We start from the raw sequence: 20,406 nt of genomic DNA on the forward strand, positions 1-20,406 counted from the left end.
GTCCGTGATTATACAGATGTGGAAACGCCTTGCTCCATCCCGAACCAAGAAGCTAAGCACATCGTGGGTGATGATACTACGCCTTACTGGCAGGGGGAAAGTAGCTCATTGCGGACTTGTTAATTCTTCTTTATCTTATTCTTATAGATTTAAAATCTTAGTTTTTATATGTCAATCGTTGTTTTTATATTTAATTATTTTTTTATGTTTATAGGTTTAATTAGCTTGGGTTAATTTAATGGTTGTTTGAGTTGTTTAGTTTATATGTTTTTATATCTCAATTATTCTTTTATGTTTACTTGTATAGGTTTATTTATTCAATCTATTTTTATGTGTCAATTGTTCTTTATATGTCTAGTTTATATTTTATTATGTAGGTTGGGTTTATTCAATAATTGGGTTGGATTTTTAATCACTCAAGTTTATTTTATAGTGTTTATTGAGGTTTTATGGGTTGGGGGTTGTTTATGATGAAATAAATATTGCTGTAAATACATGCAAGGGTTTAGTGTTGTCTAAAAAAAGATTACTTGCTTTAAATTTATCTTTTTTTATTCAATAAAACTCTCACTTCTTAAGTGGGAGATGAATTGCTTACAGTGTTAGTTGTACGGCTCTAGTTAGGTATTTGACATAATCAGTAATTTTTATAGAATACCTATGCGGAATAATGCTAGAAACTCTTAAAAAATATGCAGAAAATCAAGGCATAGAAGATAATTACCCTAAGAAAAAATATATAACCAAAAAGAAAAAAAGCCCTAATGGAACAAAGCAATGCAAATAACCAAAGGTTTTAAATATAGAATTCTACCTAAACAAAGAACAACAAAAGCTTATTAATCATCAATGTTTCATCTATATCAAGCCTATAATATTTGTTTAAATTTACAGCAAGAGCAGTGGGATAAAAATAAGAATTTAGATAAAAAAGATAGGAGTTATTTAAAGGCAAGTAAGATAGATAATCAATAAAACTAGCCTTATAAAAGCAAGAGAATTAAGCTATAAAAGTGTTGTAACCCAACAAGCAAGGATTAATCTTCTCGTGCCTTAGAGCAAGCAATTAGAGATAAAAAAAAGGCTTTCCCAAATTTAAAAACTCTAAATTTGCAAAGCAAAGCTTTAATTGGAATAATCAAGCCTACAAAATCAAAGATAGTGATACTACTAAGTTTAAGATATTTAGACTTATGAATACATTTTTTAAAATGCGTTATCACAGAGATTTACCAAATACTTATAAGTTTAATCAAATCACTATTATCAAAAATCACAATAAATACTATTTAGCTTTTAGTATCATTTATGATGAATCAAATGTTTCTTTAATATCTAGCAAAGATTTTGATATTAAAAAAGCAGTTGACATTGATTTAAATATCAATGAGATTACCTTAAGCAGTGGAGAGTTAATAGCTACTAACTTAAAGCTACTTAGTAGAGCTGAATATTAAAAGATTGCAAAGAAAACAAAGCAGGAGAATATTAAAAACAAAAAAGGAGAAAACAAAGTTAAGCCATAATTTCAAAAAAACACAATTAAAATTAAATAAAATCTATGAAAAAAGTTCAAATATCAAAAAGGATAGTTATCACAAGATAACTTCAAAACTCATACAAGAATTTGACTTGCTAGCAGTTGAAGATTTGCAAATTAAGAATATGTGTAAAAGAGCTAAATTAAAGAATATAAAAGCTAAAAGTGGTTTAAATAAATCTATTCTTAATACTTCATTCTATCAATTCTCTCAATATCTAGAGTATAAAGCAAAGCATAATGGCAAATTCTTTATAAAAGTCAATCCACAATATACAAGCAAAACTTGTAGTGTATGTGGAAATATCAAAAAAAATCTTATGTTTAAAGATAGAGTGTATCTTTGTGAAAAATGTGGCAATACTTTACATAGAGATATTAATGCTGCAAATAATATCTTAAAGCGTGGATTAAAGTCGTTTGGGTTAGGAATTAGCCTTGAGGACTATAAACTCAAAGCCTTTCGAATTAGCTAATACTAGTTAGCTTTAGCTAGGAAGCTTCTACTTCTAAGCGTTAGCAAAGCTGGAGTGATTTGTATTAAAAATAGAGTATATTGTGAAAGATTTAGCTTAATTTATATACCAATGGTATTTTTATATGAAAAGTTTTTTCATATTGTGGAAATTTTTTAGAAGCTATGCGTATAGTTTCTAAAGCACTTTTATTTAGAAAATCATATTTTGAAGGCTTAAGTATTTTTAAATTTTCTAATTTCTTTTCTTTTGTCCAGGTAAATTCTACAAGAACCTCCCCACTCATACGCATTTTTCTAGCTTGTCTAGGGTAGATTAGGGCTTCATCGATTGCTGATTTTATTTCTTTTAAAAGCTCACTATTACTAGTTAAAGATACGCTTTGGTAAGAGCTGGCTTGTGGAGTTTGTTGCTGCATGTTTGTATCTTTTTTGGGTTGACTTATTGCCTTTGCATTTGCTGGAGGGATTATTTTTTTAGGTTTAGCGATAGGTTTTTCTTTTCTCGGTTTTATTTTTTTTATTTCTTGCACAGGTTCTTTGGGTTGCACATTCGAAGGCTCTTGTATAGTTTGTGTAGGTTGTGTCGGTTTCATATCGGAGGAATTTTGTACAAAATGTTTGATTGCCATATTAAATTTATTTTCTTTAATAGTTTCATTGGATTGTATGTGTAAAAAATCTTTAGAATAAAGAAAAACAAAAAATAAAGGTGTAAAAACAAATAAAGTGATAAAAGAAGATTGGTTTTTATGATTGCTTATAAATGTTTTCATCTTTTACTCCGTTATGATTTTATTTTTTGATTTAAATATCTTTATTTCTTAAACACATTCTATGATAAATTGTTTAAAAAGATAAATTTTGAAACAAATTTCACAGAGAAAAATAACAATCAAATAATCAAGCTTGTATCTAAAAGATATTTAATTTTTGCTATTTACTTCTCTAAAAAAACTTATATTTTTAAGAATTATAGCAAGAAAAAATAAATTTTTAATTAATACTAATTATCACAATTGATACAAAATTTATCTTAAATTAATAATTATTATCATAATATTTTGATTTCTAAATCAATATTTAACAAAAGGAGAAAAATGAAAAAAATATGTCTATCAGTTTGCGCCATTGGTCTCTTAAGCTCCAATGCCATATCGCAAAATGTAGAACTAGATAGCTCAATCGTTAGTGCTTCTGGCTTTACTCAAGATATTAAAGAAGCTCCTGCTACTATCAATGTTATCAGTAAAAAAGAATTACAAAGTAAGCCTTATAGAGATGTTGCAGAGGCTATCGCAGATATCCCAGGCGTTGATTTATATGCTAGCAAGGGAAAAACAGGTTCTTATAATATTACTATGAGAGGTATTACGGGATATACTTTGGTTTTGATTGATGGACGCCGTCAGGGTATTGGTGGGGAAGTTGGTCCTAATGGATTTAATGAAATTTCAAATTCTTTATTGCCTCCAATTTCTAGCATAGAAAGAATAGAAGTTATAAAAGGTCCTATGAGTACTTTATATGGCTCCGAAGCTTTAGGCGGGGTGGTAAATATCATTACCAAAAAAGTAAGTGATAAATGGGAAACTTCTGTAAGCTTGGACGCTCTTTTAAATGAAAATAAAGATTGGGGCAATACTTATGGAACAAGTATTTATTCTAGTGGTCCTTTGATGAATGATAAATTAGGTCTAACGCTTCGTTTTAGAGAATTTTATAGACAGCAATCTAATGTTGAATTTACAAATGGAAGCGGGCAAAGAGTTCAAGGGGATCAAGCTCAAAGTCCTACAAAGGCAAATAATTTTAACATAGGAACAAGAATTAGTTATTTAGCTAATGATTATAATACTTTTATATTTGATATAGATTTTTCAAGAAATCATTACGACAATAAACAAGGTCAATTAGGAACTATTACAAGTCCAGGTAGAACACCAGATAGTTTAACGGGCGGCTATGCGGATATTATGGAAGTTGATAAATTTGTGACTTACTTAAGTCATGAGGGTATTTATGAAAATTTTTCTATTACCTCGACTTTGCAATACAATAGAGTAAGCAATAATGGTCGCGAAGTTGTAGGACAAGCAACGCAGCCATTTTTGGGAGAAAATAGAGATATAGTCGCAGAAGATATTATCTTAGATACTAAGTCTGTCATTTCTTTAGGACAGAATCATATTTTAAGCGCAGGTGGTGAATATAGGCTTGAAAAAATGCAAGATAAAATAGCTAATCCGACCAATTTTGATCAGTATTTATTGGCAATATTTGCAGAGGATGAGTATAGTATAAAAGATAACTTAAGATTGACTTTTGGAGCAAGATACAATCATCATGAAATTTTTGGAAACAATGTTTCGCCAAGAGCTTATCTAGTTTATAATCCTACTGATGAACTTACTTTAAAAGGCGGTGTATCTACGGGTTTTAGGACTCCTTATGCAAATCGTTTGATAAATGGAGCTTATAATTATAGTGGTCAAGGTAGATTTCCTATATATGGAAATCCTGATTTAAAAGAAGAGACATCTTTAAATTATGAAATAGCAGCTATTTACAATAATGATTTGTTTTATGTTTCTGCGACAGGTTTTTTAACAAATTTTAAAGATAAAATTTCAACCCAAAGATATGACAAAAATAATATGATTCCAGGAATTGGTACTTGTAATGCTGATAGATGTTTTAGAGCGATCAATCATGGTAAGGTTGAGTACAAAGGTGTAGAGCTTGGAGCAGGGATAAGCCTTCTTGATAATTTAAATGTAAATTTTGCTTATACTTATCTTGATAGTGAGGTTAAAGAAGCACAAGATAAAAGTGTGATAGGTAAACCTGAGCAGGATAGTTTAAAACATAATATTATGTTGAAAACTGAATACAGCTTCTATAATAAAATTACCCCTTGGATAAAAGGCGAATGGCAAATAGATCGCTATATGGGTGATACTAATATAAATAGGGAATATTATAAGGATATCTTTTTAGCTTCTATGGGTGTGCGTTATGATATCAATAAGCAATGGAATATCAACGCAGCTATTTATAATCTTTTTAACAAAAGTTTTACAGATGGTTGGGAATCTTATCAAAATAGCGGTACTACTACTTGGGTCAATACTTACAATCGCATAGAAGAAGGAAGAAGAATATATATTTCCATTAATGGTAGTTTTTAAGCTTTGATAGAAAAGCCAAAGAGCTTGTAAAGGCTTCTTTGGTTTTTTGTTTATAGCATCTTGTGCTTTTAAAAAAGTTAAATTATCGAATCTATTTAAAATTTCTTATCTAATTATCACCCTGTTTACCAATCTTGAAATATATCCTATCCTTATAAAAAAGTAACTAATAAAACTTTAGTTATATAGACTAAATAAAATTAAGTATATTTTTTTATATTTATACTTGACAAAATAACACTCAATGTTGTATAATATATCTAGCAATCAAAAAATAGAGTGCTAGATATAAAGGAAAACATGATGAAAAGTCGAGATAAAAAGGATTTGATTTTAGAGTCTATTATCCAAACTTATCTTTTGGATAATGCGCCTATTGGTTCTAATGAATTAAATTCAAACCTTTGTATACCTGCTTCGACTATACGCGTTTATCTTAAAAGACTTAGCGATGAGGGTTTGATCACTCAGCTTCATATAAGTAGTGGTAGAATTCCTACTATTTTAACGATGCAAAATTATTGGCAAAGTTTTTGGGAAAAAGAACAAGATAAAAATATCCATATCAAAAACGAAAGCTTTTTGAAAGAGTTAAGTAAAGAATTTGAAATTTATTGTCTTGTTTATGGAGGTAGAAGTTTAGTACTTAAAGAAGTACTAGATCTTAATACTAAATTTATAGTGCTTGATTTTGAAGATGAAGAGCTGGTTTTAAAATACGAAAAAGAAGCGTGGAATTTTTTACAAAGTCTTATAGGGCTTGATCTTTCTAGTATAGAAAAAATAGCTTTGAGAGTTCATTTTATAGATCTTGTAGAAAAAATAGCTAGCTTAAGACAAAATTTGATTTGCTATAGAAGCAATGAAGAAAGAGCTTATCAAATTTATCAAAATGATGAATTTGTTAAGCTCTTAGATTGTCAAATTCACCGTCATTTTAAAGAAAGTCTTGAATTTGAACCTTTATTTAAAGAAGGTTTTATGGGGCTTAAGGTAGATGCGCAGTTTTTGGGCGAAGATGTAAATATTATCTTAGCAGGTAGTGTTTATACGGATTATAAAAAGATATTACAATACATAAAGGAGGCGGCATGAGCGAACAAAAGCAAGAAATTGAAAATGAAAATGCACAAAATTCTGAAAATTTGCAGGATGATTTGCAAGATAATGAAAAAAACGAAACAAATGAATTACAAAAAGAATTAGAGGAATTAAAAGATAAATATATGCGTGCAAACGCTGAATTTGAAAATATTAAAAAAAGAATGGAAAAAGAAAAGTTAAGCGCTATGGCTTATGCAAATGAAAGCTTTGCTAAGGATTTGCTCGATGTTTTAGATGCTTTAGAAGCTGCTGTTAATGTCGAATGCCAAGATGAAATTAGCTTAAAAATCAAAGAAGGAGTGCAAAATACTTTAGATTTATTTCTTAAGAAACTTGAAAAACATGGGGTGGCTCTTATCAAAAATGAAAAAGAGTTTGATCCTAATTTACACGAAGCAATGTTTCATGTAGATAGTGAAAACCATCAAAGTGGTGAAGTGGTTCAAGTGCTTCAAAAAGGTTATAAAATAGCCGATCGCGTGATCCGCCCAACCAAAGTTAGTGTAGCAAAATAAATTTTAATAAAAGGATAAAAAATGAGTAAAGTTATAGGTATAGATTTAGGAACAACCAATTCTTGTGTTGCTGTGTATGAACGCGGCGAGAGCAAAGTAATCCCAAACAAAGAAGGAAAAAACACAACTCCTTCAGTGGTAGCTTTTACAGATAAAGGCGAAGTTTTAGTAGGCGATAGTGCAAAACGCCAAGCGGTAACCAACCCTGAAAAAACCATTTATTCTATCAAAAGAATTATGGGTTTAATGATCAATGAAGATGCGGCTAAAGAAGCTAAAAATAGACTTCCTTACCACATCACCGAAAGAAATGGTGCGTGCGCAATAGAAATCGCAGGTAAAATTTATACTCCGCAAGAAATTTCAGCGAAAGTTTTAATGAAACTAAAAGAAGATGCTGAAGCTTTTTTGGGCGAGAGTGTTGTAGATGCGGTTATTACTGTGCCTGCGTATTTTAACGATGCACAAAGAAAAGCAACAAAAGAAGCAGGAACTATCGCAGGACTTAATGTATTAAGAATTATCAATGAGCCTACTTCAGCAGCTCTAGCTTACGGACTTGATAAAAAAGATAGTGAAAAAATTGTGGTTTATGATCTAGGTGGGGGAACTTTTGACGTTACTGTGCTTGAAACTGGCGATAATGTAGTAGAAGTTTTAGCAACAGGTGGTAACGCTTTCTTAGGTGGTGATGATTTTGATAATAAACTTATCGATTTTCTAGCAAGTGAATTTAAAGATGAAACAGGCATAGATCTTAAAAATGATGTTATGGCTTTGCAACGCTTGAAAGAAGCAGCAGAAAATGCTAAAAAAGAATTAAGCTCAGCTAATGAAACTGAAATTAATTTACCATTTATCACAGCTGATGCGAGTGGCCCAAAACACTTGGTTAAAAAACTTACTAGAGCTAAATTTGAAGGTATGATTGATTCTTTAGTGGCTGAAACCATCACTAAAATCAATGAAGTAGTAAGCGATGCAGGGCTTAAAAAAGATGAGATTAAAGAAATTGTTATGGTAGGGGGCTCTACTCGTGTTCCTTTAGTGCAAGAAGAAGTGAAAAAAGCCTTTAATAAAGATCTTAATAAGTCTGTAAATCCTGATGAAGTTGTGGCTATCGGTGCGGCGATTCAAGGTGCGGTTATAAAAGGTGATGTAAAAGATGTGCTTTTACTTGATGTTACACCGCTCTCTTTGGGTATAGAAACTCTAGGCGGGGTAATGACTAAGATTATCGAAAAAGGTACAACTATTCCAACTAAAAAAGAGCAAGTTTTCTCAACCGCTGAAGATAATCAAAGTGCTGTAACTATCAATGTTTTACAAGGGGAAAGAGAATTTAGTCGTGATAATAAATCTTTAGGAAATTTTAATCTTGAAGGAATTCCACCAGCACCACGCGGTATGCCACAAATCGAAGTTACTTTTGATATCGATGCAAATGGTATTTTAACTGTTAGTGCAAAAGATAAAGCAACAGGTAAGGCTCAAGAGATCAAAATCACAGGTTCAAGCGGACTTAGCGAGGAAGAGATTAATAACATGGTAAAAGATGCTGAACTTCACAAAGAAGAAGACAAAAAACGCAAAGAAGCTGTAGATGCTAGAAATGCAGCTGATAGCTTGGCGCATCAAGTAGAAAAATCTTTAAGTGAGTTGGGTGAAAAAGTTGCCGCTGCTGATAAAGAAAATATTCAAAAAGCTCTTGATGATTTGCGTGAGACTTTGAAAAATCAAAATGCAAGCAAAGAAGAGATTGAAAGCAAAATGAAAGCTTTAAGTGAAGTTTCTCACAAACTAGCTGAAAATATGTATAAAAAAGATGAGCCAAACACAGCAAATGATAAAAAGAAAAAAGATGACGATGTAATCGACGCTGAAGTTGAGTAATCTTAAAATCTCTATTCAAGCCTTTTTAAAAGGCTTGAAAATTTTTTAAAATTTTAAATAAATGACAAAATCTGTAAAGTATAATTCTTTTATTAGCTTGCTACCTAATTTTTCATTGATTTTTTAACCAATTCTTTTTGAAGTTCTAATTTAAATCAGACAATTCATTTTAGTGTAAGCAAACTAAAAAATTAGCAATAAAATAAAATTAATCTAAAAACTTTTTAGATATAATCTTAATAAACATAAAAGGAAAAATTTGAATTTATCATTTAAAACCTTTGATATTTCCAATACACAACGATCAAAAGCTAAAAAAGTGCAGGGTAAAAAATATGAAATTTTTCTTAATGAAAATGAGCACAGTCTTATAACTCCTAAAGTGTCTTTTAAAGAAATTTTGAGGTATTATTATCTTTATCCAAAAAATGCCATCCCTTCTTTTAAGTTACCTTTTTTCAAGCCTGATTTGAGTGGTTTTAGCACTCCGCATATTACTTGGCTTGGACATTCTTCGCTTTTTATAAGTTTTAAAGAATATAAAATTTTGATCGATCCTGTTTTTAACACTCATGCTTCGCCTATTTCTTTTATTAACAAGGCTTTTAAAAATGCTCCTGTTTATAATGTAAATGATTTTAATGAAATTTTTGCTGTGATTATCACGCATTCACATTTTGATCATTTAGATGCTAAGAGTGTCAAAGCTTTAAAAGAAAAAGCACGATTTTTTATCACACCTTTAAAAGTGGGAAATTATCTAAAAAGCTATGGGGTGAGTGAGAAAAAAATCATAGAGCTTGATTGGTGGAGCGGCATAGAATTTGGTGATTTAAAAATCATTGCAACACCTGCACAACACAGTTCAAGCAGGGGAGATGGTAAAAACAAAACCCTTTGGGCTTCTTTTGTGATGGAATTTTTAAGTGTAGATAAGAGAGTGTTTTTTAGCGCAGATGGAGGGTATTTTACACATTTTAAAAAAATAGGTGAGTATTTTGGAGATTTTGACTTAGCTTGTCTTGAAAGCGGACAATTTAATATCGCCTGGCCATATTCACACTCTTTTCCTGAGCAAATTTTAAAAGAAGCAAAAGATCTTAATGCAAAAGCTGTCATGCCTATACATTGGGGGAGATTTTTAGCAGGAACTCATGCATGGAATGAGGTGGTAAAATTTCTTTATGAAAATTTAGATTTACCCCTTATCACACCAAAAATGGGCGAGGCTTATGAAGTAGGAGTTAAATTTAAACAGGATTTTTGGTGGAAAGAAGAATAAATTAACACAAGTTTATAATTTATATTTTGGCTTTTGCTATAGTTTTATAAAACTAAAAAAGGAGATTTTGTGAAAATCATTCAATGGAATGGAGCGGAATTTAGCCCAAAAGAAGTGAAAATCAATGTTTTAATTGATAATGAAAAAGGTAAAGAAATTCAAATTTTATTAGCTAAAGATAGCGTGATGAAAGAGCATAAAGCTCCTTTTGCTATACATGTTCAAGTTTTAAGCGGTAAAATTTGGTTTGAAGTGGAAAAGGAAAAATTTGAATTAAATGTTTTAGATATGATAGGCCTAGAGGCAAATGTAGCGCATTCTTTAGGTGGATTGGAAAATTCTATAATAAGATTGAGTTTAAATAAATCAGATAGTGTTCAAAGGGTAAATGCTGTGTTTAAAAAGCCTTAAAGTAATTTTAAGGCTTTAGGGCTTAATAAGAAGCAATGAAATTTGCTATTCTTTCTAAACCTTTTTTGATAAGCTCATCGCTTGTGGCATAAGAAAGCCTAAAATATCCATCCATTCCAAAACCTATACCTGGAACAACGGCAACTTTTTCTTGTTCAAGCAATTTTTGGCAAAACTTCATAGAATCTTTTTCTATTTTTTGTATATTTACAAAAAGATAAAAAGCACCTTCTGGTTTATAAACACTGATATTTGGGATTTGTTTAAGTATGTCTAAGGCTAAGTTACGGCGTTTTTCAAAGGCTTGACGCATTTTTTCTATATCTTTATCACATTCTCCATTTAAAGCAGGAATGGCTGCATGTTGAGTGATGGAGCAAATATTTGAAGTGCTTTGTCCTTGAAGTCTTTTAACGGCTGAAATTAGGGCTTTATTTTTGCTTGCCATATAGCCAAAACGCCATCCTGGCATAGCTCCACATTTGCTAAGTCCGTTAATAGTTACAGTGCGTTTTAAAGCATCTTTGCTTACACTTGCAAAAGCTACAAAATCAAAACCATCATAGCGAAGTTTTTCATACATTTCATCACTTAAAACAGTGATTTGCGTTCCTTCTAAAACTTTAGCAATTTGAGTTAATTCTTCTTTAGAATAAATCGATCCCACAGGATTTGAAGGAGAATTTAACATTAAAACCTTGGTTTTAGCTGTGATAGCTTTTTTTAATTGTTCAGCGGTAATTTTAAAGCCATTTTCTTCTAAGCCTTCTATAAATACAGGTTTTCCACCTGCAAATTTTACCATTTCAGGATAGCTTACCCAGTAAGGACTAGGGATAATCACTTCATCATCTTTTTCTACTAAGCATTCTATACATTCAAAAAGAGAGTGTTTTGCGCCTACATTGCTGATGATTTCATTTGTTTCATAATCAAGATTATTATCTTTTTTAAATTTGGTTTGAATAGCTTTTAATACTTCAGGAATTCCTGCAACAGCAGTGTATTTTCCACATCCTTTTTCAATAGCACTTATAGCAGCATTTTTGATAGTTTGTGGTGTGTCAAAATCAGGTTCACCCGCTGAAAAACTAATGATATCCTCGCCTTTGGCTTTAAGTTCATTGGCAAGTGCAGTGATAGCTAAAGTGATAGATTCTTCTAAAACTTGAGATCTTTTTGTAAGCATTTTTCAATCCTTAATAATTTTTGTTTAATTTTAGCAGAAAATTGCATTTTTACAATAAATTTAATTTAAAAATGAGTTATAAATTTCAATAAATGTGAAAATTTGTATTAATTTTTAGGAAAAATTAATACGCATAATAATACATATAATTTTATGTATTATAAAAAATTATTATTTTTGTGATTCAGGTTGTTTTAATATAAGATTTTCAAGTTCTAAAATTTTCTTTTCTAACTTTTCTAGTTTGTCATCGCAATTTGCATCTATGGCTCTAATGTTTTTATTTTTACGCTCTTCGACAATATAAGCAGGAATTCCAACAGCAGTTAAATTTGCACCTACATCTTTAACCACTACAGCATTTGAGCCTATTTTGGCATTTTCTCCTATGGTGATATTGCCAAGTACTTTTGCGCCTGAGCCTATGATCACTCCTTTTTTTATGGTTGGATGGCGTTTAGTACCTTTTTCAAGGCTTGTTCCACCTAAAGTAACGCCTTGATAAATTAAAACATCATCTTCTATAATTGCTGTTTGACCTATAACCACTCCATTGGCATGATCTATAAAAATACGCCTTCCAAGTTCTGCTCCAGGGTGCAAATCTACCCCAGTTAAGAATTGTGAAATTCCGCTAATCATTCTAGCAATGCGTTTAAAATTTCTTATGTAAAAAAAATGTGCAAAGCGGTAATTTACTACAGCCCATACTCCAGGGTAATTAAAAAAAAGTTCTATACAAGAATTAAAAGCTGGATCTTGTGCCTTTGGCTGAGAAAAATCTTCTTTTATAATACCCCAAAAATTCATCTAAACTCCTATGCTTTTTAAATAACCATTATCATTTAAGAAAAGATAAAGTTCGCCTAAAATATGCTTTTTTTGCTTATCATTTACAAGCTTAGAATTACTTATGCGTTCATTAAGTATATCCATGATAGCGTGTATATCATAGTCTAAATCTTCTAAGGTATCAAGTATGGATTGCGCTTCTATAATCCCCTCGACTTCATAGCCTTTTTCATTGATGCTTATAATAGCTTCAGTAGGATGAGTAAAAAGATTGTGTTTCATTCCAAGTACTTCTTGATAGGCACCTACAAGAAAAAACCCTAGAAAATAATTTTCTTTTTCTACATCTACATCGTGCAAAAATAAAGGTTTATCTTTAGAGTATGAAATTTCTCCATCGCTATCGCAGGTTATATCCCAAATACTTGCACTTCGTGTCGGTTCTTCATCTAAGCGATCAAGTGGCATGATGGGGAAATTCTGTTCTAAACCCCAAAAATCGGGTATGCTTTGAAAGAGTGAAAAATTTACCAAATACCTTTCTTGCACTTCATCTTGTATGGCAAGTAAATCCGCAGGATTTTGCTTATCGCCTAAAAGCAAGATGGCTTTTTTTGTAATCAAATGAGTTAAAATTTCAGCATTGGAACGATCTTGTAAATCCACATAGCCCAAATCAAAAAGAGTTAAAATACTCTCTAAATGATCTATGCTATCGTGCAAGTATTCTAAAGCATTGGAAGGTTTTATACTTTTATAAAGATCATAAAGCTCATCGATAAGTTTTGGATTTTGTTTTTTAAGTATGAGTTTGTTTTCTGCGTATTCTTGAGAAAAAAGTTCTAATACAGGAGCGATTAAAACAGCGTGATTGGCTGCTACAAAACGTCCACTTTCTATGAAAATATCAGGCTCTAAATCTTTTTTTTGTTCGGCTATGTTTTTTAGGATAAAAACTACATCGTTAGCGTATTCTCTTAGGGTGTAATTTCTACTTTTTTCATTTTTAAATTGTGAGTATTCCACAGCTAAACCGCCACCAAGATTGATAGCTTTTAGATTTTTAGCTCCCATTTTTCTAAGTTCTGTATAGATATTTCCTGCTTCATTTAAGGCTTTTTTCAAGGGGTGAATTTCGGTAATTTGTGAGCCTAGATGAAAGTGAATCATGGTAAATTGTTCTAAAAGTTTGTTTTCTTTGAGTAAATTTACCGCTTCTATGAGTTCAGTGGATGTAAGTCCAAATTTAGAATTAATCCCACCGCTTTTTGCCCAAATTCCAACTCCAGCAGAATGCAAACGTACACGTAAGCCTATATTTGGTTTAGGTTTAAAGCGTTCTTTAGCTATGTCTATGATAGCTTCAAGTTCATTAAGTCCTTCTATGGTTAAAGTGATATTATGTCCCATTTCAGCTGCGATAAAGCCTATGTTGATAAGTTCTCTATCTTTAAAGCCATTTACGGTAATAGGTGCGCCTTCGTTATTATAAGCCATAGCGAGTAAAAGCTCTGCCTTAGAACCTGCTTCAAGTCCATAGTTATAGTCTTTTCCAAGTTTTACAAGATTTTTTACAAAACCAGGGTATTGATTGACCTTTAAAGGATAAACAGCGTTAAATCCTCCTTTATAGCCAAATTCCTTTCTTGCTTTATTGAAATTTCCGTAAATATTTTCAATTTGTTTTTGGATAAGATGAGGAAATCTTAAAAGTAAAGGCCCCTTGTATCCATCATCTCTTAATTCTTTAACTATATCAATAATAGCAGGTTTTTTCTCGTAATTGATACAAACTTTACCATTTTTGATAATGAAATTTTCATTTCCCCAAATATCAATACCATAATCCATCATAAAACCTTCTTTAAGTCTGAAATTTTAATCATTTTTTCTTCTTTTTTTGCTAAATTTTTATAAAACAAACTTTCATTTTGTGCTTCATTTTCTCCCATGCAAAGAAAAATTTCAGTATTATTTTTATCCGCGTTTTCAAGATGTTTGGCTAGTTTTCTTGCTTCATAGCTTAAAAGTACTTTATATTCTTTTCTTAAATTTGTAGCGATATGCAAAAGTTTTTGGATATAAATTTCATCCATAGCACAAAGATAAATTCCTTCTCTTTGAATCTTTTCTTCTTTTTGTTCTAAAATAGTTATAATTCTTTCTATACCCATGGCAAAACCTATACCATAGCCACTTTTTCCACCTAAATACTCTATAAGTCTATCGTAGCGTCCTCCACCTGCGATAGCAGCCTTTGCTCCTATTTCATCGCTTATAAATTCAAAAGCCGTTTTAGAATAATAATCCAAACCCCTCACAAGTTTTGAATCTAACTCAAATTTAACTCCATTATCCTTTAAAATTTGTTGCAGTGTTTCAAAGTCTTTTTGGCAAGAGGTGCATAAATTATTGATCAAAAGCGGAGCATTTTCAAGCAAATTTTGACAATGCTCATTTTTACAATCTAAGACACGAATAGGATTTAAATTTTTTCTACGCAAACAATCTTCACAAAAACCTTCTTTGGAATCTAAGAATTCAACGAGCCTATCGCGGTATTTTGGCAAGCATTGTAAGCAGCCTAAAGAATTAAGTTGAAGTTTAAAATCAATACCAAGGCGTGAGAAAATTTCTACTAGCATTAAAATAATGCTTGCATCTTCATAAACATTAGGTATGCCAAGGCTTTCAACTCCAAATTGATGAAATTCTCTTAAGCGACCCTTTTGAGGTCTTTCATAACGAAACATAGAACCATGATAAAACCATCTTTTCACACTAGTGTTTTTATCGAGTTTTTTTTCTATATAGGCACGCACCACCCCAGCAGTTCCTTCAGGACGCATGCAAACATGATTTTCGCCTTTATCGATAAATTCATACATTTCTTTACCTACTATATCAGAACTTTCTCCTACGCTTCTTTTAAAAAGGGTGCAAAGTTCTAAATGCGGTGTATTGATAAAAGTAAAGCCATAGTTTTTAGCTACTTCTTCGCAGGTTTTAATCACTTTTTCATAATAATATGCATCTTTATCTAATAAATCTTTCATTCCTTTTAAAGCGTTAATCATTGTAAAAATTCCTTTATTTGTTGGTGTAATTTTTCTTTACTTTCTTTTGCGTCAAGTGTTAAAATTTCTACAGAAATTTTTTCTTTTAAAAAATGAAGCACTTTTTCGAGTTTGTCCTGTACACTTAAAAAATACTCAATGCCACGTTTTTCTATACTATCTAGTTCTTTTTGACTGAGGCGTTCTTGGATAAGGTTTGCATCTCCTTTTAAAAAGATAATTTTTTGTGGAAAAAAATTTTCTAAAGCAAAACTATTTAAAGCAAAAAGCAAATCGTTTTCAAAATCTTTGGCATAAGCCATGCCTGAAATAAAACTTCTATCGCTAATAATGAGTTTGTTTTGATTGGTTTTTAAGATTTCTTCAAAATGTTGAGCACGATCAGCTAAAAAAAGCAAGAGTTCAGCTCTTTTGTTAATAGGATGAGTTTTATTAAGTAAAATTTCTCTTAAATGTTTTCCAAGTTCTGTTCCGCCAGGTTCGAGTGTGAAAATGGCATCTTTGTAAATTTCTTTTAAAAGTGAAATTTGCGTACTTTTTCCTACGCAGTCAATACCTTCAAAAACTACATACAAGATTGATCCTTTAAAAAAGGTAGAATTTCTTTTGGAACAAGAGAACTTACATCACCCCCATGTGCTACTATAGAACGCACAATAGAACTTGAAATAAAAGCATGTTTTAGACTTGGCATAAGATAAATGGTTTCCATATCTTCCCAAAGTGCGTGATTTGCATAGCCAATTTGCAATTCGTATTCAAAATCACTCACTGCTCTAAGTCCACGGATTATAGTATTAACTTTTAATTCTTTGGCTAAATCTACAAGTAAATTATCAAAAGCAATGATTTTAACATTTTTTAAATTTTGTGTTGCGAGCAGGGCTAGTTCTTTGCGTTTTTCTAAATCATAGCAAGGTTTTTTATGTTCACTTTTTGCTATGGCAACGATGACTTCATCAAAAATTTTTAAAGCCCGTTTTATAACATCTAAATGCCCGTTGGTAATAGGATCAAAAGTCCCAGGATATAAACAAGTCATTTTTGCTCCAATTTTTTTTAAAAATATAACAAATTTAAACTAAAAATTTTGCCATTTTTCATATAAATTGTGTTTTATTTCTAAAAGATCTAACCATTTACCTGCGATAAAATTTTCCATTTGCTCTAGATTGTTTGCTTTAGAATAGCTTGCGATAATAGGAGGGGCGATAATAACTCCCATTTGGCTAAGTTTTAACATATGTTCTAAATTTAAAGTAGAAAAAGGCATTTCGCGTACGCCTAAGATAAGTTTTTTTCTTTCTTTTAAGGCCACTGCTGCAGCACGCATTAAAAGAGTGTCTGCAAAACCAGCGTGAATTTTTGCTAAACTTGAAATTGAACAAGGAGCAATGATGGTTTTTTCTATTCCAAAAGATCCACTTGCTACACTTAGACTTAAATTTTTATCATCTAAAAAATAAGTGTATTTAAAATTTTCTTGACAAATTTCTTCTAAATTTGCTTGATTTTCAGTTTTGAAGCTAAGTTTTGCACCTTGGGTTAAAATGCAATAAAGTTCGCATTGGTTTTCTAGATTTTTTAATAATTTTAAGCCTAAATTGACACTGCTTGAACCAGAAATTCCTAATAAAACCTTCATTGTATAATCATCCTATTTTTACCCACTACGATGCCTTGCATAACTTTACCTTCTTTGTTTTTTGCACGAATCCTTTCGCCCATATTTGCACTTTGCAAAGCCACAAGTTCGATTAAAACATCAACATTTGCTTCGCTTAAAATCCCGATTATAGGATCATTTCGGCGTATTAAAGCTGTGGTTTTAAACATATTTGCTCTTAAAATGGCGTTTTTGTTAATATTGCTTTTAGCTACAAGATTATCTACATCATCTAAGGTTAAGGCATTTAAAGGAACTTTATCAAAATCAATCAATACGCTTTTATAGTCAAAAGCTCCAAGTTTATCTCCTCTTTTTATAGCGCGTTCGCTTTTTAAAACTTCTAAATTTGCTTGAATGAAATATCTAAAAAATACATTTTTTTGTATATTTTGCGGAGTTTTAAATTCAGCCCTTAAAAAGCCTTGTGCTTGATTAAAACGCCCATTAGCGATTCTTAGAAATTCATATTGATCAAAATCTTTAGGCAATGATGTTATTTTTAAATCAATTTGAGAAATTATAATTTTAGGAAAATTATTTCTAAATTCTTTAGCTAGTGCTGTTTTGATTTCTTCTAAACTAGCTGCTTGGATATAATTTATCACAATAAAAAAAGTTAAAAAAATAATTTTCATTTTTATCCTAAGAATTATAATGCAATAAATAGTATTTTAGCTTTTATAAGTTTAACAAAGCCTTTAGAAGGCTTTGTATAGAGTTAAAAAGTAGGGATAACAGAGCCTTTGTATTTTTCTATGATAAAATTTTTAATTTTATCGCTTATTAAAATTTCTTTAATAACAAGACTTTTTTGACTTGTTTCTTCACCTTTTCTTGTAGCTAAAACAATAGCATATAAACTATCTTTATCTTCCATAAAAATACCATCTTTTAAAGGGTTTAAGCCTGCTCCAAGAGCATAGTTTGTGGTAATAATAGCCAAATCAGTATCATTTAGGGCTCTTGGAAGTTGTGCGGCTTTAAGCTCTATAAATTTAAGTTTTTTTGGATTTTTACTTATGTCAATAGGGGTTTTAAGGGTGCTTTGACTTTTAAATTCTATTAAATTTGCTTTAGCTAGTAAATCAAGGGCTCTGCTTTCATTGGTAGCATCATTAGGTATAGCGATTTTAGCACCATTAGGAATGTCTTTTATATCTTTTATGGAGTTAGAATATATAGCCATAGGAACTAAAACAATAGCACCTAAAGAACTTAAATTTGTTCCTTTGTGGGTATTAAAATCATCTAAAAAAGGTTTATGCTGATATAAATTTGCATCTAAATCTTTCTCATTTAAAGCGATATTAGGTATATTATAGTCATTAAATTCCTTAACTATCAACCTCCAACCTTTTTCTTGAAATAAGGGTTTAGAGAAATTTAAAATTTCAGCATAAGGCGTTGGTGTTGCACCTATGATTATGGTTTTATCTGCCCCAAAACTAAGGCTAATTGTAAATAAAACACTTAAAAATATTTTTTTAATATTCATGCTATACTCCTAAAAAGCTGGGATTAATATATCTTTATAATGTTCATTAATGATGGCTTTAAATTTATCGCTTCTTAAAATTTCATCAATTACTTTGGTTTTTTCGCTATTTTTATCTTCTGAGCGTACCACAACATAATTTACATAAGGGCTATTTTTATCTTCCCTAAAAATAGTATCTTTACTTGGATTCAGACCAGCTCCAAGTGCGAAATTAGAATTAATTATAGCAATATCAACATCATCCAAAGCCCTTGGAAGTTGTGCGGCTTTAAGCTCTATAAATTTAAGTTTTTTTGGATTTTTGTTTATGTCCAATGGGGTTTTTAGAGTATTTTTGTTAAGCTCTATTAATTTTGCTTTCTCTAAAAGCTCTAAAGCTCTGCTTTCATTGGTCGCATCATTAGGTATAGCAACTCTAGCACCTTCTTTAAGATTTTCTAAATTTTTGATTTTTTTACTATAAACTCCTACTGGAGCTATAAGTACAGGCGTTGTTGCAATTAAATTTGAACCTTTTTTTAGGTTGTATTCTTCTAAAAAAGGTTTGTGTTGATATAAATTTGCATCAAGTTCTTTTTCCTCTAATGCACGATTGGGCAAAATATAGTCTGAAAATTCTACTATTTTAAGCTCATACCCTTTGTTTTTAAAATCATCTTTCATTAGTTCTAGTAAGCTACCAAAAGGATTTGGAGTGGCTCCTATAGTAATGTTTTGTGCAAATAGGCTAGATAAATTTAGAGTGCAAGCGAGTATAATAATTTTAAATAAATTCATAAAAACTCCTTTGTATTTAAGAAAAAAGTCCCTAGGTAAGGGACAAAATTAAAAAGCAGGTAAAACAGATCCGTTGTATTTTTCTATGATAAATTGTTTGATTTTATCACTTTGTAGAGCTTGGATTAAGGCTTTGATTTTTGGATCGTTTTCATGTCCCACTCTTACAACAAGAATGTTTGCATACGGGCTTTCTTTATCTTCGATAAATACGCTATCTTTTGCAGGATTTAGATTTGCAGAGAGAGCGTAGTTGGAATTAATTACAGCAAAATCAACATCATCCAAAGCTCTTGGAAGTTGTGCGGGCTTTAATTCTACAAATTTAATTTTTTTAGGATTGTCTATAATATCAAGAGGTGTTTTTAAAGCCTTATCTTTAAATTTTACCAAACCTTTTTTTGCAATAATATCTAAAGCTCTACTTTCATTGGTTGGATCATTTGGAATGGCGATTTTAACCCCTTCTTTAATATCATCTAGACTTTTGTATTTTTTGGAGTAAACAGCCATAGGTTCTATGTGTATGGCAGCTACTTTGATAAGTTTGGTGCCTTTGTTTTTATTAAATTCTTCCAAATAAGGAGTATGTTGGAAAAAATTTGCATCGGCTTCTCCGTTATCAACAGCTAGATTAGGTAAAACATAATCCGTAAATTCTTTGATTTCAAGTTTATAGCCTTGTTTTTCTAAATCAGGTTTTACTTGCTCTAGGATTTCAGCATGAGGGACGGGAGTTGCTGCAACTGTGATGGTTTCTAATGCATTTGCATTAAGACTTAATGTTAAAATACTTGCTATAAATAAAGATTTGATTTTCATTTTTTTCCTTTTTAGTCATTTTGTGCTTGCTTTAATCTTAATAAATTCACTCTGACTATCAGGAAGAAGCATATAAAAACTTGTTGATAGTCAGATTAACGCATCTGATACATCATTTTAATTCCTTTAATTTTTTGTTTAAATTTTACTTAAAAAAACTTATACTTATCT

At 30.8% G+C, this 20,406-nt stretch carries 20 protein-coding genes, 1 rRNA gene and 1 pseudogene; 10 read left to right on the forward strand and 12 right to left on the reverse strand.

Features of this window, described 5'->3' with window-relative positions:
• The 4 genes and pseudogenes from rrf to SR62_RS00610 all read left to right on the forward strand — a co-directional run bounded on the left by rrf (window position 1) and on the right by SR62_RS00610 (window position 2,016).
• A 5S ribosomal RNA gene (gene rrf, locus SR62_RS00590) occupies window positions 1–117 on the forward strand.
• Window positions 118–670: 553 nt separating this feature from the next.
• Window positions 671–765, forward strand: a pseudogene (locus SR62_RS00600) (hypothetical protein).
• A gap of 428 nt (window positions 766–1,193) precedes the next feature.
• Window positions 1,194–1,457 (forward strand): hypothetical protein, encoded by a 264-nt coding sequence (locus SR62_RS09260; RefSeq protein ID WP_032591225.1) that lies wholly within the window; start codon window positions 1,194–1,196, stop codon window positions 1,455–1,457.
• A 4-nt stretch (window positions 1,458–1,461) separates the two neighbouring features.
• Window positions 1,462–2,016, forward strand: coding sequence for an RNA-guided endonuclease InsQ/TnpB family protein (locus tag SR62_RS00610; RefSeq protein WP_002780048.1), 555 nt, complete (start codon window positions 1,462–1,464; stop codon window positions 2,014–2,016).
• 91 nt (window positions 2,017–2,107) lie between these two features.
• Here the strand turns inward: SR62_RS00610 and SR62_RS00615 are convergent, their stop codons facing one another.
• Entirely contained in the window at window positions 2,108–2,791 is a 684-nt protein-coding gene (locus tag SR62_RS00615) for an energy transducer TonB (RefSeq protein WP_052800046.1), read from the reverse strand.
• A 324-nt stretch (window positions 2,792–3,115) separates the two neighbouring features.
• Here SR62_RS00615 and cfrA point away from each other — a divergent pair, with 324 nt between their 5' ends.
• From cfrA to SR62_RS00645, 6 genes are all read left to right on the forward strand, one after another.
• Window positions 3,116–5,206: a TonB-dependent ferric enterobactin receptor CfrA gene (cfrA, locus tag SR62_RS00620; protein WP_052775152.1), complete on the forward strand. Its 2,091-nt coding sequence runs from the start codon at window positions 3,116–3,118 to the stop codon at window positions 5,204–5,206.
• A gap of 300 nt (window positions 5,207–5,506) precedes the next feature.
• Window positions 5,507–6,301: an HrcA family transcriptional regulator gene (locus tag SR62_RS00625; protein ID WP_011049776.1), complete on the forward strand. Its 795-nt coding sequence runs from the start codon at window positions 5,507–5,509 to the stop codon at window positions 6,299–6,301.
• On the forward strand, window positions 6,298–6,825 hold the full coding sequence (gene grpE / locus SR62_RS00630; protein WP_002914514.1) for a nucleotide exchange factor GrpE: 528 nt from the start codon (window positions 6,298–6,300) through the stop codon (window positions 6,823–6,825). Before SR62_RS00625 ends, grpE begins: the two co-directional genes overlap by 4 nt.
• 21 nt (window positions 6,826–6,846) lie before the next feature.
• Window positions 6,847–8,718, forward strand: coding sequence for a molecular chaperone DnaK (gene dnaK, locus SR62_RS00635; protein WP_002869842.1), 1,872 nt, complete (start codon window positions 6,847–6,849; stop codon window positions 8,716–8,718).
• A 259-nt stretch (window positions 8,719–8,977) separates the two neighbouring features.
• Window positions 8,978–10,000 carry an MBL fold metallo-hydrolase gene (locus SR62_RS00640; RefSeq protein WP_052775151.1) on the forward strand — a complete coding sequence of 341 codons (1,023 nt, stop codon included), beginning with the start codon at window positions 8,978–8,980 and terminating at the stop codon, window positions 9,998–10,000.
• A gap of 69 nt (window positions 10,001–10,069) precedes the next feature.
• Window positions 10,070–10,411, forward strand: coding sequence for a cupin domain-containing protein (locus SR62_RS00645; RefSeq protein WP_147502222.1), 342 nt, complete (start codon window positions 10,070–10,072; stop codon window positions 10,409–10,411).
• 22 nt (window positions 10,412–10,433) lie between these two features.
• On the opposite strand, the gene SR62_RS00650 is transcribed toward SR62_RS00645, so the two are convergent.
• From SR62_RS00650 to SR62_RS00700, 11 genes are all read right to left on the reverse strand, one after another.
• Complete coding sequence (locus SR62_RS00650) at window positions 10,434–11,600, reverse strand: pyridoxal phosphate-dependent aminotransferase (RefSeq protein ID WP_032592245.1); 1,167 nt, start codon at window positions 11,598–11,600, stop codon at window positions 10,434–10,436.
• A 171-nt stretch (window positions 11,601–11,771) separates the two neighbouring features.
• Window positions 11,772–12,410, reverse strand: a complete 639-nt coding sequence (gene cysE / locus SR62_RS00655; protein ID WP_052775149.1) for a serine O-acetyltransferase — start codon at window positions 12,408–12,410, stop codon at window positions 11,772–11,774.
• The gene (gene speA, locus SR62_RS00660; RefSeq protein WP_032584612.1) at window positions 12,411–14,246 is read right to left on the reverse strand and encodes a biosynthetic arginine decarboxylase; all 1,836 of its coding nucleotides are present in this window, start codon (window positions 14,244–14,246) and stop codon (window positions 12,411–12,413) included.
• Complete coding sequence (gene hisS, locus SR62_RS00665; protein WP_002860747.1) at window positions 14,243–15,469, reverse strand: histidine--tRNA ligase; 1,227 nt, start codon at window positions 15,467–15,469, stop codon at window positions 14,243–14,245. The genes speA and hisS overlap by 4 nt, the downstream gene beginning before the upstream one ends.
• Window positions 15,466–16,044 carry a dTMP kinase gene (tmk, locus tag SR62_RS00670; protein ID WP_002852526.1) on the reverse strand — a complete coding sequence of 193 codons (579 nt, stop codon included), beginning with the start codon at window positions 16,042–16,044 and terminating at the stop codon, window positions 15,466–15,468. Before tmk ends, hisS begins: the two co-directional genes overlap by 4 nt.
• Window positions 16,035–16,511, reverse strand: coding sequence for a pantetheine-phosphate adenylyltransferase (coaD, locus tag SR62_RS00675; protein WP_002852633.1), 477 nt, complete (start codon window positions 16,509–16,511; stop codon window positions 16,035–16,037). Before coaD ends, tmk begins: the two co-directional genes overlap by 10 nt.
• 39 nt (window positions 16,512–16,550) lie before the next feature.
• The gene (locus SR62_RS00680; protein WP_002860748.1) at window positions 16,551–17,114 is read right to left on the reverse strand and encodes a UbiX family flavin prenyltransferase; all 564 of its coding nucleotides are present in this window, start codon (window positions 17,112–17,114) and stop codon (window positions 16,551–16,553) included.
• A complete protein-coding gene (gene flgA, locus SR62_RS00685; RefSeq protein ID WP_002876101.1) occupies window positions 17,111–17,773 on the reverse strand; it encodes a flagellar basal body P-ring formation chaperone FlgA in 663 nt (220 codons plus the stop codon). The genes SR62_RS00680 and flgA overlap by 4 nt, the downstream gene beginning before the upstream one ends.
• A gap of 83 nt (window positions 17,774–17,856) precedes the next feature.
• Window positions 17,857–18,633: a MetQ/NlpA family ABC transporter substrate-binding protein gene (locus SR62_RS00690; RefSeq protein WP_147502223.1), complete on the reverse strand. Its 777-nt coding sequence runs from the start codon at window positions 18,631–18,633 to the stop codon at window positions 17,857–17,859.
• A gap of 9 nt (window positions 18,634–18,642) precedes the next feature.
• A complete protein-coding gene (locus SR62_RS00695; RefSeq protein ID WP_002860750.1) occupies window positions 18,643–19,413 on the reverse strand; it encodes a MetQ/NlpA family ABC transporter substrate-binding protein in 771 nt (256 codons plus the stop codon).
• 48 nt (window positions 19,414–19,461) lie between these two features.
• Entirely contained in the window at window positions 19,462–20,235 is a 774-nt protein-coding gene (locus SR62_RS00700; RefSeq protein WP_002872575.1) for a MetQ/NlpA family ABC transporter substrate-binding protein, read from the reverse strand.
• Window positions 20,236–20,406 lie beyond the last annotated feature (171 nt).

The sequence above is a fragment of the Campylobacter sp. 2014D-0258 genome (assembly GCF_008000495.1).
Classification (GTDB): domain Bacteria; phylum Campylobacterota; class Campylobacteria; order Campylobacterales; family Campylobacteraceae; genus Campylobacter_D; species Campylobacter_D jejuni.